The organism is Stenotrophomonas sp. GL_111 (assembly GCF_057835245.1).
The window spans coordinates 3,932,740-3,949,645 of the sequence record NZ_CM174421.1; the positions used below are offsets into that span (position 1 = coordinate 3,932,740).

13 protein-coding genes are annotated in these 16,906 nt (G+C 68.7%); 6 read left to right on the forward strand and 7 right to left on the reverse strand.

All coding sequences use genetic code 11. The features are described 5' to 3' along the window. Positions 1–5 precede the first annotated feature (5 nt). The gene (locus AC3IPM_RS17450) at positions 6–2,630 is read right to left on the reverse strand and encodes an excinuclease ABC subunit UvrA (RefSeq protein WP_489301509.1); all 2,625 of its coding nucleotides are present in this window, start codon (positions 2,628–2,630) and stop codon (positions 6–8) included. Positions 2,631–2,699: 69 nt separating this feature from the next. Then, positions 2,700–5,267, reverse strand: coding sequence for a methyl-accepting chemotaxis protein (locus tag AC3IPM_RS17455; protein WP_489301510.1), 2,568 nt, complete (start codon positions 5,265–5,267; stop codon positions 2,700–2,702). A gap of 195 nt (positions 5,268–5,462) precedes the next feature. On the opposite strand from AC3IPM_RS17455, the gene AC3IPM_RS17460 reads away from it, so the two are divergent. The 3 genes from AC3IPM_RS17460 (at position 5,463) to AC3IPM_RS17470 (ending at position 7,761) form a co-directional block, all read left to right on the forward strand. Then, entirely contained in the window at positions 5,463–5,960 is a 498-nt protein-coding gene (locus AC3IPM_RS17460) for a LapA family protein (RefSeq protein WP_489301511.1), read from the forward strand. Between the two features lie 97 nt (positions 5,961–6,057). Then, complete coding sequence (locus AC3IPM_RS17465; protein ID WP_489301512.1) at positions 6,058–6,879, forward strand: arylamine N-acetyltransferase family protein; 822 nt, start codon at positions 6,058–6,060, stop codon at positions 6,877–6,879. 369 nt (positions 6,880–7,248) lie between these two features. Further along, complete coding sequence (locus AC3IPM_RS17470) at positions 7,249–7,761, forward strand: nuclear transport factor 2 family protein (RefSeq protein ID WP_489301513.1); 513 nt, start codon at positions 7,249–7,251, stop codon at positions 7,759–7,761. A gap of 33 nt (positions 7,762–7,794) precedes the next feature. On the opposite strand, the gene AC3IPM_RS17475 is transcribed toward AC3IPM_RS17470, so the two are convergent. Then, the gene (locus AC3IPM_RS17475; protein WP_489301514.1) at positions 7,795–9,315 is read right to left on the reverse strand and encodes an alpha/beta hydrolase; all 1,521 of its coding nucleotides are present in this window, start codon (positions 9,313–9,315) and stop codon (positions 7,795–7,797) included. A gap of 162 nt (positions 9,316–9,477) precedes the next feature. Here AC3IPM_RS17475 and AC3IPM_RS17480 point away from each other — a divergent pair, with 162 nt between their 5' ends. Beyond that, positions 9,478–11,187: a histidine kinase gene (locus tag AC3IPM_RS17480; protein WP_489301515.1), complete on the forward strand. Its 1,710-nt coding sequence runs from the start codon at positions 9,478–9,480 to the stop codon at positions 11,185–11,187. Continuing rightward, a complete protein-coding gene (locus tag AC3IPM_RS17485) occupies positions 11,175–11,876 on the forward strand; it encodes a LytR/AlgR family response regulator transcription factor (RefSeq protein ID WP_489301516.1) in 702 nt (233 codons plus the stop codon). The genes AC3IPM_RS17480 and AC3IPM_RS17485 overlap by 13 nt, the downstream gene beginning before the upstream one ends. Here AC3IPM_RS17485 and AC3IPM_RS17490 read toward each other — a convergent pair whose 3' ends face one another. The 4 genes from AC3IPM_RS17490 to AC3IPM_RS17505 all read right to left on the reverse strand — a co-directional run bounded on the left by AC3IPM_RS17490 (position 11,877) and on the right by AC3IPM_RS17505 (position 16,228). Next, positions 11,877–12,071 carry a heavy-metal-associated domain-containing protein gene (locus tag AC3IPM_RS17490; protein ID WP_489301517.1) on the reverse strand — a complete coding sequence of 65 codons (195 nt, stop codon included), beginning with the start codon at positions 12,069–12,071 and terminating at the stop codon, positions 11,877–11,879. Between the two features lie 91 nt (positions 12,072–12,162). Continuing rightward, the gene (gene cueR / locus AC3IPM_RS17495) at positions 12,163–12,651 is read right to left on the reverse strand and encodes a Cu(I)-responsive transcriptional regulator (protein ID WP_489304196.1); all 489 of its coding nucleotides are present in this window, start codon (positions 12,649–12,651) and stop codon (positions 12,163–12,165) included. A 26-nt stretch (positions 12,652–12,677) separates the two neighbouring features. Next, a complete protein-coding gene (locus AC3IPM_RS17500; RefSeq protein ID WP_489301518.1) occupies positions 12,678–13,697 on the reverse strand; it encodes a 2Fe-2S iron-sulfur cluster-binding protein in 1,020 nt (339 codons plus the stop codon). Further along, positions 13,694–16,228: a heavy metal translocating P-type ATPase gene (locus AC3IPM_RS17505; protein WP_489301519.1), complete on the reverse strand. Its 2,535-nt coding sequence runs from the start codon at positions 16,226–16,228 to the stop codon at positions 13,694–13,696. Before AC3IPM_RS17505 ends, AC3IPM_RS17500 begins: the two co-directional genes overlap by 4 nt. 159 nt (positions 16,229–16,387) lie before the next feature. Here AC3IPM_RS17505 and AC3IPM_RS17510 point away from each other — a divergent pair, with 159 nt between their 5' ends. Continuing rightward, positions 16,388–16,885: a GNAT family N-acetyltransferase gene (locus tag AC3IPM_RS17510; protein ID WP_489301520.1), complete on the forward strand. Its 498-nt coding sequence runs from the start codon at positions 16,388–16,390 to the stop codon at positions 16,883–16,885. Positions 16,886–16,906: the final 21 nt, after the last annotated feature.

The window sequence follows — 16,906 nt, forward strand, 5'->3', positions numbered from 1 at the left end:
GCGGTTCATTCGAACCAGCGCCGCAGATAGCCCGCCGTCGCGCCAGTTTCGGCGCGGCTGACCTGCGCCGGGGTACCACTGGCGACGATATGCCCACCCGCGTCGCCCGCGCCCGGGCCGACATCGATCACCCAGTCGGCATCGGCGACCACGCGCAGATCGTGCTCGACCACCACCACGCTGTTGCCGGCGTCGACCAGCCCGTGCAGCTGCGCCATCAGCTTGTCCACATCGGCCGGGTGCAGCCCGGTGGTCGGCTCATCGAGCACGTACAGCGTGGTGCCGTGCTGGCTGCGCTGCAGTTCGCTGGCCAGCTTGATCCGCTGTGCCTCGCCGCCCGACAATTCGGTGGCCGGCTGGCCCAGCCGCAGGTAACCCAGCCCGATATCACGCAGCAGTTGCAGCGGCCGCTGCACCGCTGCTTCGTCGGCGAAGAACGGCAACGCTTGCTCCACCGTCATGGCCAGCACCTGGGCGATGTTGCGGCCGTTCCATTCCACTTCCAGGGTCTTGGCGTTGTAGCGCTGGCCATGGCAGGTCGGGCACGGCGCGTACACGCTGGGCATGAACAGCAGTTCCACATGCACGAAGCCCTCGCCCTCGCAGGTATCGCAGCGGCCCTGCGCCACGTTGAACGAGAAGCGCCCTGCACTGTAGCGGCGCGTCCTGGCGGTGGGCGTGGCGGCGAACAGGCGGCGCACGTGGTCGAACAGACCGGTGTAGGTGGCCAGGTTGGAGCGCGGGGTACGCCCGATCGGCTTCTGGTCGACATTGACCAGCCGTGTGATCGCACCGGCCGCCAGCCGCAGCCGTCCACGCGTGCGCGCGATGGGGCCGGGCTGCGGCAACTCGCTGTCGCTGTCCTCCACCACCGGCGCGTGGCCCAGTTGCTCACCCACCAGTTCCACCAGCGCCTGGCTGACCAGGCTGGACTTGCCCGAACCGGATACGCCGGTGACGGCGGTGAACGATCCCAGCGGGAAACGCGCATCCAGCCCGTGCAGGTTGTTGCGATGCACGCCCTGCAGCTGCAGCCAGCCACTAGGCGTGCGTGGCGCGCGCCGCTGGCCACGTGTGGCGTCGAACAGATACGGCGCGGTGGCCGAGGCCTTGATCGCACGCAGCCCCTGCGGCGGGCCGCTGTATAGCACCTGCCCGCCGTGCTGGCCGGCACCGGGGCCGACATCCACCAGCCAGTCGGCGCGGCGCAGCATCTCCAGATCGTGTTCGACCACGAACAACGTGTTGCCCGCGTTCTTGAGCTGGTCCAAGGCGCGGTACAACGCCTCACCGTCGGCCGGGTGCAGGCCCGCCGTGGGTTCGTCCAGCACATACACCACACCGAACAGGCTGGAGCGGATCTGGGTGGCCAGGCGCAACCGCTGCAGCTCGCCCGGCGACAGGGTCGGCGTGCTGCGATCCATCGACAGGTAGCCCAACCCCAATGCTTCCAGCGTGGCGATGCGCTCGACCAGGTCCTGCGCGATGCGCTGCGCGGCCAGTCGTTTTTCTTCGGACAGTTCCGGCGTGCGCCGCACATCACTGCTGCCGGCATGCACGTGGCCACCGGCCGCTACCCGCGCCTGGTCGGCCTTGCGGCCGGCCGCACGGCTGCGCGTGGTGCCTGTGGCAACAGTATCGAAGCGCCCCTCGGCGGCCGGGCGCAGCACCTCGGCCATCGCCGCCAGCGACAGCTGCGACAACGCGCCGATATCCAGCCCGGCAAAGCGCACCGACAAGGCTTCACGCTTGAGCCGTTTGCCGTCGCACAGCGGGCACGCGGTGCCGATCATGAAGCGCGCCACGCGCTTCTTCATCATCGCGCTCTGGGTGCTGGCAAAGGTATGCAGCACATAGCGACGTGCGCCGCTGAAGGTGCCCATGTAGCTGGGCTCCTGCTTGCGGCGCAGCGCGGTGCGGGTTTCGGCCGGGGTGAAACCGGCATATACCGGCACCACCGGCTGTTCCTCTGTGAACAGGATCCAGTCGCGTTGTTTCTTCGGCAGATCGCGCCAGGGGATGTCCACGTCATAGCCCAGCGTGACCAGAATGTCGCGCTGGTTCTGCCCGTGCCAGGCCGGCGGCCACGCCGCCACGGCGCGTTCGCGGATGCTCAGCGACGGGTCCGGCACCATCGTCTTCTCGGTCACCTCGTACACATACCCCAGCCCGTGACAGTTCGGACAGGCGCCCTGTGGCGTGTTCGGTGAGAAGTCCTCCGCGTACAGCATCGGTTGTTTGGCCGGATAGCTGCCTGCGCGCGAGTACAGCATGCGCAGCAGGCTGGACAGCGTGGTCACGCTGCCCACGCTGGAACGCACGCTGGCGGTACCGCGCTGCTGTTGCAGCGCCACCGCCGGTGGCAGGCCGTCGATCGCATCCACATCGGGCACGCCCACCTGGTCGATCAGGCGCCGCGCATACGGCGACAGTGATTCCAGATAGCGTCGCTGCGCCTCGGCATACAACGTGCCGAAGGCCAGTGAGGATTTGCCGGAGCCGGAGATGCCGGAGAACACCACCAGCGCGTCACGCGGAATATCCACGTCGACGTTCTTGAGGTTGTGCTCGCGCGCGCCGCGGACGCGCACGAAGGCGTCGGCAGGATGGGGCTTTTTTTGAATAGGCATGGCGGCAGGATAGAGCCGCCCTGCGCACGCGGCCAGTGAAGGCGCGTGCGCAGGGCAGTGCCGCCGCGCTTACGCCACGGCCATACCGGCACGGCGCGGCACTGCCGCGTGTTCCCAGGCAAAAGCCGCCACCGCCTCGGACAGATGCTGTGCCTGGCGTTGCATCGCCTGCGCCGAGGCCGAGGCTTCCTCCACCAACGCGGCGTTCTGCTGGGTGCTGCCGTCCATCTGCAGCAGCGTCTTGCCCACCTGCTCGATGCCGGCACTCTGCTGCTGCGACGCGGCCGAGATCCCCGCCATGATCGCGGTCACCTGCTGCACGCTGCCGACGATCTGGCTCATGGTCGCACCGGCCGCATCGACCTGGCGGGTGCCGGTGGCCACGGTCTCCACCGAAGCCTCGATCAAGCCCTTGATCTGGCGCGCGGCATCGGCGCTGCGCTGGGCCAGCAACCGCACCTCGCTGGCCACCACCGCGAAACTGCGGCCCTGCTCGCCCGCGCGCGCGGCTTCCACGGCCGCGTTCAGCGCCAGGATATTGGTCTGGAAGGCGATGCCGTCGATGACCCCGGTGATGTCGCCGATCCGGCGCGAAGACTGCGCGATGTCGCGCATGCTGGCCACTACCTGCGCCACCGTGGCACCGCCCTGCTGGGCGATCTCGGCCGCATCGATCGCCAACTGGTTGGCCTGCTGCGCCGACGCGGCGTTCTGGCGCACGGTGGCGGTCAGCTCCTCCATCGACGAGGCGGTTTCTTCCAGGTGCGCGGCCTGGCGCTCGGTGCGCTCGGCCAGGTCCTGGTTGCCGCCGACGATCTCACCGGCGGCACCGTTGATCGCGGTGGATGCGTGCTGGATGCGCGCCACGATGTCGCTAAGCTGCTGCACGGTGGCATTGGCATCGTCGCGCATCTGCGCGAACACCCCTTCAAAATCACCCTGCATGCGCACCCGAAGATCGCCCTGGGCCAATGCCGAGAGCAGGGCCTGCAGGCCGGACAGGTTGCCCTGGAAGGTATCCAGCAGCCGGTTGACGCTCACCGCCAGGGTGCGTACGAAGCCCTGCTTGTCGGCCACCGCGATGCGCCCGTGCAACTGGCCGTGGCTGGCTGCATCGACCAGCGCAGCCACTTCGGTTTCCACCGTGGTTTCCAGTGCCCGGCTGCGCCATTCCACCGCCGCACCGAGCAGCTGGCCAGCATCGAGAATCGGATTGACCACCAGCTGGTAGCGCGTGCCGGCATGTTCAATCTCGTGCTCGGCCGTACGGCCCTGGGCCAGCGTCGCACCGATGCGCACGAACACCGGGTGCAGCGCCTGCGCGGGTTGCCCACGCCACTGCGCGTCTTCCAGCCCCAGCTCGGCCTGCAAAGCACGGTTGAGGAAGCCAACGCGGCCTTCGGCATCGAGCACCATCAGCCCGGTCTGCGCGCTGTCCAGCGCCTGCCGGGCGCGGGTGTTGTCACGTGCCACCGCGCGCTCGGCCTCGATGCGTTCACGCAGGCGCTGCTGCATGTGTACCAGCCGCTGGGCCAGTTGGCCGATTTCATCGTGCGGGTTGTGTACGGTCAGCTGCGTGTCCAGCCGGTCCTCGGCGATGTCCTCGGCGAAGCGCAGGGTGTCGGCGATCGGGCGGCGCACCGCGCGCAGCACCAGCAGCAAGGTGGCGATCAGCACCAGTGCTACCCCACCCAGGGTCAGCGCAAACAGCACGCTCATGGTGCGGGCCTGTGCCTGTTGGCGGCCACGCGCGTTTTCCAGTGCCGCCGCCTGGGCACGCGCCAGCTGCTGCAGGGCCGGCGTAATCTGCGCGGCGGTCTCGGCCAGTGACTGTGCCTCCACATCCAACCCGACCCGGGCCGCGGTGTAGGCCAGCAATGCGCTCTGGTAGGTATCCATGTGCGCACGCAGGGTGTCCTGCAGCGCCATCGGCAGCCCGGCAGCGGACAGCGCCAGATCGAACGGCAACTTGGCCTCACTGGCGCGGTCGGTATGCGCCGCATCGCCGCTGAGCAGCAGCAAAGCCTCCTGTCGGCGCATGCCCTGCACCTGGGCCTGCAGCGGCGCCCCTGCATCGGCCTCCACCGCGCTGGCCAGCGCCTGGCCACTGCTGTCCAGCTGCGCGCGCAGCCCGGCGTCGCCCCGGCCCATTTCATCGGCACGTGCGTTCAAGGCGGCGATACCGTCGGCAAACTCACTGGTGCGGGCCGCCAGCGCACGCAGCGCCGCGGCACTGCCGGGATCGTGATGGCCACGCTGCAACTGTGCCAGCGAGGCCTGCAGGTGCTGCTGCGCCTGCTGCAGGGCGTTGCGGTCGGCATCGTCGAAGCTGATGGCGTAGCGGGTCTGCAGGCGCCGCGCATCGGCGACCTGGGTCGCCAGTGTTGCGGCCAGGGCGGCCTGCTGCTGATGGTCGGCGAAGGTGGCGGCGGCACGTTCGCTGTTGTGCCGGGTCCAGGCGTAGACCAGGGCCACGGTGACCAGGCCAAGTCCGCACACCACCAGGCTGGCCTTGAGTTTGCGTGCGACACTGAGCCGCTGCAGCGTTGCTACGCCCGCGTGGACGGCCTGCAGGGAAAGAAACCGCGCGCGCAGGGCGGCGGGCGAGGGAAACGGGCGGCGGGGGACGACCGGCATTGCGTACTCCAGGCGGAATGACGCATCGGTATCGGCCGCTCGACGCGGGACTTTAGCCCCGATATGTCCTCCGGCCGTACGCATCGCCCGGGTGCGCCCGTTGTAACTGGCGCAGACGACGGGACGATGACGATGTGCCACGGATCGCCATGCCGTACCCGCAGCGCTGGCGCGAACACCAAGGCTCACCCATCATTGCCGTTCATCAGCCTTCTCTCCTCCCATCACCGCATGCGCTTTGATTTCTTCGGCTTCCAGGTGGATCCCACCACCCCGCTGGTACGTGTATTGATCGCCGCGTTCGTCGTCGGCTTCATCCTGCTGTTCCTTGTCACCTCCAACCGCAGGGAAGCGAAGCTGCAACAGCGCATCGCCCAGATCGCCGGTACCGATCTGCTCACGGGCATCCGACCGGAGTGGAAACGCAGGCCACAAGATCGCGATCTCTTCCCCGGCAACCTGTGGGCGCAGGGATATCGGCTTTCCGACAGCATGGCGCGCGCACTGATGGACAGCTGCGAGGCGCGCGGCGGGCAACGCATGGCCCCCGACGAGATCGCCATGCGCTACCCGGACCTGGAGAAGCGCATTCTGGTCGACAGCCCCAGTTGCGTGCACAGCCAGGAATCGCCGAAACGGGCCGTGTCGATGCTCAACGACACCCGCTTGACGGTGCACCTCTACGGGCTCTGAGCGCGACGCAGTGTTGCGGATACGACACCCGGACCGGCTTGACCTCAACCACGGTTGAGCTGCCACAGTGGCGTCGGTTCCCCTGGCCTGCCCGCTCATGACAACACTCGACCACACCGCTTACCTGGCCCGGCTGGGGCTGGACGCGCCCCCGGCCCCCTCGCTGGCGTCGCTGGCCCAGCTGCAGCAGGCGCACAACGCGACGTTTCCCTTCGAGACCCTGACCACGCTGCTGCGCGATGCGGTGGCCATCGACCTGCCCAGTGTCCAGCACAAGCTGCTGCAAGAGGGGCGGGGCGGCTACTGCTACGAGCTCAACGGGCTGTTTCTGGCGCTGCTGCAGCAGCTCGGATTCCAGGCGCGTGCACTGGCCGCGCGGGTGCTGATGGACGCCACAAGTACGGCACCCACGGCGCGCACCCATATGCTCTCGCTGGTCACCCTCGAGGGCATCGACTACATCGCCGACGTCGGTTTCGGCGGCAATACGCCGACCGGCCCGCTGCGGCTGGACCAGGACACCGCGCAGACCACCCCGCACGAGCGCTACCGGATCGAACACCGCGAGGGTCAGTACCTGCTGTTGATCGAGGTCGCCGGGCAGTGGCGGCCGCTGTACCGCTTCGACCTGCAGGTGCAGGCACCGATCGATCATGAGGTGGGCAACTGGTACGTGTGCACCCACCCACATTCCACGTTCCCCGGCCAGCTGCGGGTGGCCCTGGCCGGGCCGGGCTGGCGGCGCACGCTCGGCAACGGCAGCTACGCGGTGCATCGCCGTGGCGAGCCCAGCACACGGCGGGCGCTGGTCGATGTCGATGACGTGTTGCAGGTACTGCGTGCCGACTTCGGCATCAGCGTACCCGCCCACCCACGCCTGCGTGACGCGCTCGCCGCGTGGCTGCGTGGCGCGGCGTAAGGCATTGCAGGTGGGAGCGCGGTCGGCCAGGCTGCGGTGGTTACCCGCCGCAGCCTGAACCGGATCCGCAGCGGATCAGCGCGCGCTCTTCTTCTCGTTCTTTTCCGCCTTCTTTTCCTTGGCGGTCTTGGCAGGCTTCTTCTTCTGCTCTTTCTGCTTGTCCATACCCTTGGCCATGGTGGTGCTCCTGTTGGTGGTTGCGCAGGAGCATGGCACATCTGGCGGCCTTCGCTGCATCCGCGGCCAGCCCTGTCCGCCCATGCCCTTGGTCACCCTTGCCTGGCGCACTTGAACCCGCCCCCCGGCCATGCCCAGAGTAGGCCCTGCCCCGGCCGTCGGCCGGACCCTCATCGCTGCACAAGGACCCCGATGAAGCCCTTCCGCGCCACTGCCCTGCTGCTCCTGGCCACCGCTGTCACGTTCCCGACCGCAGCCGCCGCGCCCGACAACGGTCACGACGCCCTCACCGCCACCATCACCGATCTGGACAGCGTGGTGTTCGATGCCTACAACCGCTGCGACATGGACACCTTTGGCCGCTATTTCTCACCCACGGTCGAGTTCTACCACGACACCGGCGGTGCCACCTTCGACCGCGCCACGGTGCTGGCCAACACGCAGAAGTACATCTGCAACAAGGTCCGCCGCGAGTTGGTGCCAGGCACCTTGAAGGTCTATCCCATCAAGGACTTCGGCGCCATCGAAGAAGGCGAGCACCGCTTCTGCGAGCTGGCCAGCGGCAAGTGCGAGGGCAGCGCCCGGTTTGTCATGGTCTGGCGCCTGCAGGACGGTCAGTGGCAGATGACCCGGGTGCTGAGCTACGGGCACCGCACCCTGACTGCGGCCGAGCAGGCGCAGCTGGAGCGCGCGCCGGCCCGGTGAGACACGGCGTGGCACCGTGTCTCACGCGTGCGGTCAGCGCAGGCGCAACGCGTCCTGGCTCTGGATGAACACCGGCGGCGGCACGTCCAGCACCGCATCGCGCACCGCACGGCCAGCCAGGAAGTCGGCGATGGTGCTGGCAACGGCGGCATTGCCCAGCCACATCTCGTTGTCATGGCTGGCCCCACGGATCAGCACCGCACGGCTGTTGCTGAAACCGGGTTGCAGCGCCTGCGCGTTGGCTGGCGGGGTGCGCCCATCCAGCGTGCCGCTGATCAACAGCACCGGCACATCGCTATGCAGCGGGCTGCGGAATTTCTCCCCCAGATCGGCGATACCCAGGCCATCGCCGAGCGCCGGGAACGGGAAGTTCAGCGCGTCACCCAGCAGGCTGATGCGCCCCTGGGCCTCGGCCAGCGCCCGGCGCTGCGGGCTCTGCCCGGAGGCCACGTCCATCGCCAGCCCCATCGCGTTGTACCCGCCGTACTCACTGCGCATCAGCAGCACGATATCGGCCAGCGGGCCGTAGTCGCCACGCTCGGCCTGACGCAGCGCGAACGGCAGCCACTGCTGGGTGGTGCGGCGCCCCAGCGAGGCGGCGATCACCAGCTGCACGTCGAACGCGCCGAACGTCACCTGGCGGCCGTCATGCATGCGGCTGCTGGCCTGACGTGGCTGCTCGCGCAGCGACTGCAGCACCCGCGCAGCCGATCCCGCCAGATCCTTGAAGCCGGCGCCTTCGGCCACCACGCTCAGTTCGGCCAGCAGCGCATCGGCACTCAGCGGCAGCTTCAAGGTATCGTCGGGGCCCTCACTGCCCATCAGCACCACGCGCTCCAGGCCGGCACCGTGCAGCCGCATGCTGGCCATGGCCAGGTGCGTGCCGTAACTCATGCCCCACAGGCTCACCTTCGGCACAACCAGCGCACGGCGCAGGTCCTCGATGTCCGCAGCACTTTCCACCGTGGTGTAGCTGCCCAGGTCGACACCGGCCTGCCGCCAGTGCGCCACGCAGCGCTGCGCGGTGTCGCGCAGGGCGGCCAACGCCGTCTCCCGCTGCAACGGCTGGGCATCGTCGAAGCGGTGCGTGTGCGGGCAGGCCGGCGGCGGTTCGGAAAGCCCGGTGCCGCGTTGGTCGAGCAGCAGCACGTCGGTCTCACGCCGGACCTGGTCGAACACCGGCCAACGCGGCCCGCGCCCGGTGCCGATACCCGAACCGCCGGGACCACCGGCCAGGTAGACCACCGGTGCGCGCTTGCGATCGCCGCCGGTCGCCGGCAGCCGCACCACCCGCAGGCGCATGCGCGGCCCGTTCGGTTCGGCATGCCTGCGCGGGACCTCCAGGGTGGCCATTTCGGCGGCAATGGTGCCGTGGGACTGGGTGTCGTAGGCGTAAGGCGTGAACACCAGCGGCGTGTGCTTGTCCGCGGCCAGTGCCGGTGCCGCCGCGGTGAACGCCAGGCACAGTGCGGCCAGCGTAGTACGGCGCAGTGCAGGCCGGGCGGGCGCAGCGGGACGGCGAAGACGGGCAAACAACATCGAGAGGCTGGACATGGCGGACTCCGGGTGGGAAGAACGATGGGCCGCCCGTGACTGCGAGCGGTGCATGCGACACAGCGCCAGCATCCCTGCTCGCACGGTCATCCACGCCCGCGCGTCTGCCGAACAGCTCCAGGCGGGGGCCCAGCGTCTCCGCGCAACCGATAGGATGAGCGCATGCAGATTCCCCGTACCCTGACCGCGCTCATCGTCCTGTTGCTGGTGGTCGCCGCGTGGCTGGCCACGGCCGCACCACCCTCCGGAATGCAGTACCTGGAAGCCACTGAGATGGCACCAGCGACGTTGCCGGACACGGCAGGGGCACCGACGACCCTGCCGGACAACGTGGACTGGCAACCGGTGGATCAACGCACGCTGGCAGGCTGGCGCGGCCCCTACTGGCTGCGCTGGCAGGTGCCGGCCGCGGGCGCGCATGCCTCGGCCAGCCGCGCGCTGCGCCTGTCGCTGCGCGCCGCCAGCCAGCCCTACTGGAACGGGCAGCCCTTGCCCGGCAACGGCACCGTGGGCCGCAGCGCGGCGCAGGAACAGCCCGGCAGAATCGACATTCTGCGCGTGCTGCCACCGACTTCACCCACTGGCACGGATACCCTGGCCGTACTCGCCTCCAGCCAGCACCAGTGGCTGCGCCTGCGTTCGGCCGACGCCGTGATCGTGGTGGGCCCGGTGGATGCGATCTACGGCCACCGCCTCGGGCCGTGGCTGATCGCCGCCCTGGCCACCGGCGCGCTCGGCGCGGCATGCCTGTACTTCCTGACGGTCCAGCACGGCATGCAACGCGTACCGGGGGCACGCCTGCTACTGGCGCTCGGCGCGGTCGGCCTGGCCTTGCCGATGACCGAAGCCTGGCGCCCGTTGCTCGGCTATCCCTATCCTTGGCATGCGCCGCGCCTGCTTGCCCTGCTGCTGTTGCACCTGTCCGCGGCGATACTGCTGCCGGCCTATCTGGCGCGGCGTTTCAAAGTGGCGGTATCCACCGGCGGGTACTGTCTCTACGCCGTGGTGCTGTTGGCGGTGCTGGCGTTCGTGCCGGGCTTCGATGCCCGTGGCGCCATTCTGCTGCTGATCAGCCTGCTCACTTCGGCCTGGCTCCTGCTGCGCGCGCGCGGCGAGCGGACCGAGCGCGGGTCGATCCTGGCCCTGGTGGTGGTCGGTGCACTGGCGATTCCGGTGGCCGGCGGCATCTTCCTCGACGGCCCGTACTTCCTGTTCCTGGCCGTGCTGATGGGCGACCTGCTGCTGCGCCACGCCGCGCAGCTGCGCGACCTGGACCGCCACAACGCGCTGCTGCGCGAAGAGCGCGCCCGCCTCGCGTTGCAGCTGCTGCAGCGGGGCATCCAGCCGCACTGGCTGATGAACACCCTGACCTGCCTGCAGGAGCTGATCGAGCAGGCACCGATGCGCGCCAGCCGCCTGGTCGAATCGCTGGCCGAACAGTTCGATCGTCTACGCCAGAGCAGCGCCCAGCAGAGCGTGGCGCTGGAAGACGAACTGGCCCTGTGCCGCAACCATCTGGACATCGTCGGGCAGGCGTTGGAACGCCATATCGCTCTGGAGGTGCACACCGATCATCCCGGCCTGTGGCTGCCGCCCGGCGTGCTCCACGCCCAGGTCGAGAACGCCCTTACCCATGCCGGTGCCCTCGCCTGCGCGGCGCATCCGTTCCGCCTGCGCGTGCAACGCGACAACAACCGCTGGGTGCTGGAACTGCGCAGCGCGCACGGCACCGCCGCGCACCGCGGTCAGGGTACCGGCACGCGTTACATCGAGGCCAGCCTGGCCGCCGCCTGCCCCGGTGGCTGGCGCTTCGTGCAGGGTATCGACGGCGCGGACTGGTGCAGCCGGATGGAGCTGACATGCGCATCCTGATCGTCGAAGACGAACTGCTGGTACGCCAGCGCCTGCTGCGCCTGTGCGCTGAACTGGCCGGCAGCCGCGCCCGCTTCGATGCCGTCGCCGACCTGGAGGCGGCCGGCGACCGGTTGCAGCGCAGCGTCTATGACGGGTTGCTGCTGGACCTCAACCTGGGCGGTGAGGACGGCTTCGAGCTGCTGCGTCGCGCGGTGGCAGGCCGCTATCACTGCGTGGTGGTTTCGGCCCATCGCGAACGCGCGTTGCAGGCCTTCGAGCACGGCGTGCTGGATTTCGTGCCCAAGCCCTTCTCGCGCGAACGCCTTGGCCAGGCCCTGGAGCGGCTGCTGGATGTGGGCCGTTACCGCGCAGGCGGCGCTCGCTACCTCGGTATCTGGCATGCCCAGGGCACGGCGCTGGTCGAACTCGCCGACGTGCAGTGGATCCGCGCCGATGGCGACTACAGCCAGCTGCGCATGCGCGACGGCCGCAGCGAGCTGCACGACAAATCCCTGGCCAGCCTCAGTGCCGTGCTGCCACCAGACTTCGTGCGTTGCCACCGCTCCTACCTGGTCAACCTGCGCCATGTGCGCACCCTGCACGCCGGGTCGGGCAGCCGTTATTGGCTGGTGCTCAACGACGGCACGGACGTACCGGTCGGCCGCGCCCATGTCGCCGCACTGCGCGGCGAACTGGCGTTGGCCTGATCAGCGCCGGTCCGGGTAACCGGCCTCTGCGAGCGCGGCCAGGAAGGCACCTTCGGCCATCGCGCTGTCCACGCGTGCCTGGCGTGCCGGCGGATCGGTTTCAATGCGTGCGTTCGGATCCACGCTCAGCAGCGCCTTGGTCACGGACTTCGCGCAGCCGCCGCAGGTCATGCTGGGAATATTGAAATGGTGCATCGAAGTAGCCTTGTTCACGGGATGGCCGACTACTTTCATGCCTGACAGCATGGCAAGGTCAAGCGCCTTCAGACGCGGGCTGGCAAACGGTTCAGCGGCGGGTGCGTTTGCGGGTGGAGACCGGCGTGTCGGCACCAAATTTCGGTGTGCGGTGCGGTGCGCGGGTGCGCTGCTCGGTCAGCGCCGCCGCCGTCGGCTCGGCCAGGTCGGCGAGGATCGGGCACTCGGGCCGATCATTGCCATGGCAGTGCTGGGCCAGATGTTCCAGGGTCTGCGCCATGGCCTCCAGCTCGGCAATCCGGGCCCGCAGCCCGGCGACATGGGACAGCGCCACCGCCTTGACGTCGATGCTCGCGCGCTGGCGGTCGCGCCACAGCAGCAGCAGTTCGGAAATCTGTTCGACCGGGAATCCCAGGTCGCGTGCGCGACGGATGAAGCGCAGGCTGTGCGCGTCCTGCGTGGTGTAGTTGCGATAGCCCGCCTCCGTGCGATCGGCCTTGGGGATCAAGCCGATCTGCTCGTAGTAGCGGATCATCTTCGCCGACACGCCGGAGGCCTTCGCTGCCTGACCAATATTCAACATGGTTCTCTCCCGATCAACGCCCATCATCGCGCCATTGGCAGCGCAGGTGTGAAGAACACATCCGCATGCGCGTCTTCGGCGCCCAGTCGGCGTGAGCGCAGTAGTCGCAACACCGCATCCACCATCGCCGGGGGCCCCGCCACATAGGCCTTCCAGCCCTTGAAATCGTGCAGATCCTGCGCGACGGCGTCGGTTACCCAGCCGGTGCGGTGAGCAGTTCCAGCGTCGGCCACGGAAAGTACCGGCGTGAAGCGCAGCGCCGGATGCTGCCGCGCCAGCGCCTGGAAATGCGCGAGCCGGTACAGATCACGCTCGCTGCGGACGCCGAAGTAGACATGGATCGGCTGCGTCATGCCGCCTGCCAGTGCGGCGTCGACAATGCTCTGGATCGGCGCAAGCCCCGAACCGCCGGCCACGCACAGGATCGGCCCGGCGTGCTGCTCGCGCAGGTAGGACGCCCCCAAGGGCCCTTCCACCGCCACGATATCGCCCAGTGCCACCCGCGCATGGATCTGCGCACTGGCGGTGCCACCCGGCACCCGACGGATGTGGAACTCCAGCACCCGGTGGCCGGGTACGCCGGCCATCGAATACGCACGCGCGGGCACGCCGGGAAAGGTGAGCTGCGCATACTGGCCCGCCTTGAACACCAGCGGATCGTCGTCCGCCACGGCCAGCTGGATGCACTTGATGTCGTGGGTGACGTCCTCGATCGCGGTCACCCTGGCGTTCCGTTGTTGCACCGGATCCACCGCCGTGTCCGCCTCGCCATTGCCCCATACCACCACCGCGTCGGTCACCGGCACCGCGCAGCAGGCAAGGATCAGGCCCTGCGCCCGTTCCTGTGCCGACAACGCGAAGCGGCTGTGCGGCAGCAGCGTCACCTCGCCATGCAGCAGTCGCGACAGGCACGACCCGCAGCGACCGGCACGGCACCCATGCGGGTAGGCGATTCCCTGGGCAAGCGCGGCCTCCAGCAGCGTGACGCCCGCGGGCACCGCAATGCGGCGGCCGTGCGGCAGGATCTGGACCTGATGGGTCATGGCTGCATCACGGGCGGCCGGGCGTCGACCTGCATCGGCGCGCGGAAGCGCTTGAGCCGCAGGGCATTGCCGAGCACGAAGATGCTCGACAGCGCCATCGCCGCCGCCGCGAAGATCGGCGACATCAGCGTACCGTTCAGCGGATACAACGCGCCGGCCGCGACGGGAATCAACACCGCGTTGTAGGCGAAGGCCCAGAACAGGTTCTGCTTGATATTGCGAATCGTGGCCTGGCTCAGCGCAATGGCATTGGTCACCCCGCGCAGGTCACCGGACATCAGCACCACGTCCGCTGCTTCAATCGCCACATCGGTGCCGGTACCGATGGCCAGGCCGACGTCGGCCTCGGCCAGTGCCGGCGCGTCATTGATGCCGTCGCCGACGAAGGCGACCCGCGCACCGTTGGCGCGGAACTGCTTGAGCGCGGCCACCTTGCCATCGGGCAGCACTTCGGCGGCCACTTCATCGATGCCCAGCTGGCGCGCGATGGCGGCAGCCGTGGCCGCGTTGTCGCCGGTGATCATCGCCACCTTCAGACCCAGCGCGTGCAGCGCCCGGATCGCCTCCGGGGTGGAGTCCTTGATCGGGTCGGCCACCGCGATCACCGCGGCCAGACGGCCATCGATCGCGGCATACAACGGGCTCTTGCCCTCGGCCCCCAGCCGCTGCGCAGCGCCCAGGAAGCCGCTGACATCGTGCCCCAGCCGGGTCATGAAACGGTCAGCACCGACCGCGACGTGGCGCCCGTTGGCCGTGGCGGTCACGCCGAAGCCCGGTGTCGCCTCGAAGCTGTCGACCGTGGCCAGCGCCAACCCACGCTGCGTGGCCGCCGCCACGATCGCCTCGGCAATCGGGTGCTCCGAGCGTGTCTCCACCCCCGCCACCAGCGCCAGCACCTCGTCATGCGTGAAGCCAGCGGCGGGCACCAGATCGGTCAGCTCCGGGCGGCCCTTGGTCAGCGTGCCGGTCTTGTCCAGCGCGATCACACGCACGTCGCGCAGCGCCTGCAGCGCCTCGCCCTTGCGGAACAGCACGCCCAGCTCGGCGGCGCGGCCGGTGCCGACCATGATCGAGGTCGGCGTGGCCAGTCCCATCGCACAGGGACAGGCGATGATCAGCACGGCCACCGCATTGACCAGCGCAAACGTCAGCGCCGGCGACGGGCCAAAGATCAGCCACACCAGGAAGGTCAACGCCGCCGCCACCATCACCGCCGGCACGAACCACATCGTGACCTTGTCCACCAGCGCCTGGATCGGCAGCTTGGAGCCCTGGGCCTGCTCGACCAGGCGGATGATCTGCGCCAGCACCGTATTCGCGCCCACCTGGGTGACGCGGAAGCTGAAGGCGCCGGTCTTGTTGATGGTGCCACCGACGACCCCGGCCCCCACGTTCTTGGCGACCGGCACCGGTTCGCCGGTGATCATGCTTTCATCGACATACGACGCGCCCTCGATGACCTCGCCATCCACCGGAATCTTCTCGCCCGGGCGCACCATCACCACATCGCCGGTGGCCACCTGGTCCAGCGGAATTTCGACGGTGACACCGTTGCGTTCCACGCGCGCGGTCCTGGCCTGCAATCCAACCAGCCGCTTGATCGCCTGCGATGTCCGCCCTTTCGCGCGCGCCTCCAGCGTCCGCCCGAGCAGGATCAGGGTGACGATCACCACCGCCGCTTCAAAGTAGATGTTGGCGGTGCCCTGCGGCAGCACCTCGGGAATGAAGGTGGCCACCACCGAGTAGCCATACGCCGCCGCCGTACCGACCGAGACCAGCGAGTTCATGTCAGGGGCGCCGCGCAGCAGCGCCGGTACCCCCTTGCGGAAGAAGCGCAGGCCCGGCCCGAACAGCACCAGGGTGGCCAGCACGAACTGGATGTAGGCATTGGTCTGGTGGCCCAGCACCCGCATCACCCAATGGTGCATGGCGGGCACCAGGTGCGAGCCCATCTCCAGCACGAACACCGGCAGGGTCAGGGCCGCAGCGATGTACAGCGCACGGCGCAGGTCACGCCCCTCGCGCTCGCGACGCTCAGCGTCCGCATCGCCGGTGGCGCCAGCGGCCGTCTCCAGCGGGCGGGCGCTGTAGCCGGCGCCCGCTACCGCCGCCGACAGGTCGGCAACGGTGACCACACCTGCAATATGGCGAACCCGTGCACGCTCGGTGGCGAGGTTGACGCTCGCCTCCAGCACCCCGGGAACCTGCAGCAGCGCCTTCTCGACCCGGCCCACGCACGAGGCGCAGGTCATGTCCTGGATCGCCAGCTCGGTGGTGGTCGCGCTGACGGTATACCCGGCGCCCTCGATGGCGCCGATGGCGGCCTGCACATCCGCCGCCGCCGTGAAGCTGACATCGGCCCGTTCGGTGGCCAGGTTGACCGCAGCGGCCTGCACGCCGGGAACGGCCGTCAGTGCACGCTCGACACGGCCGACGCAGGACGCACAGGTCATGCCTTCCACCGGCAGACTCAGCCGGGTAAGGGCCGAACGGGGCGGATGGGCGCCTTGTCGGGGGGCAACGGAAGCCATGGGATAACCCTTGTACGGTGATGTTGATGCCCAGCCTGAGGGTTACCACGATGGGAAGGTCAAGCGGGCGGACGCCCTACGCAGGGGATCCTGTGCAACATCACGCGTGTCGCCTACCATGCGCAGGGCTGAAGCCCAGCGCACACCCGGAGTTGGATCATGGAAGGATTGAGCCTGGTCAGCGCCAAGGCGGTGGACACAGACGTGTTGTTCCGGCTGATGCAGCTGTACTACTTCGAGGCCTCCGCGTGGAGTGGCGAAGCGATTCTGGCGGACGGCCTGTTCGACTGCGCCCGCGCGGATGTCGAGGCCACACTCCAGGAGCAACCGGGCTGGGCCCAGCTGCTCTGGCTGAACGGCGAGCTGTGTGGATTCGTACTGAGGGACGACATCGACTTCCAGGGCCGCCGCATCCCCGAGTTGGCGGACCTGTTCGTGCTGCCCCGGCATCGCGGCAAGGGCATTGCCCGCGCGGTTGTCTCGACCCTGGTCACCCCGGGCAGCGGTCAATGGCTGTTGGCCACCTTTCGCAATGACCACGGCGCGTACGCCTTCTGGAGCCGAAACCTGCCCAAGATGGGCATGGCGGTCGACGTTGTTTCCGCGCCTGAAGATTCCGATTTCCGCTCGTTTCTGATCAGCGCGTTGCAGGATTGACGCAGCGATTCCATCCACCTG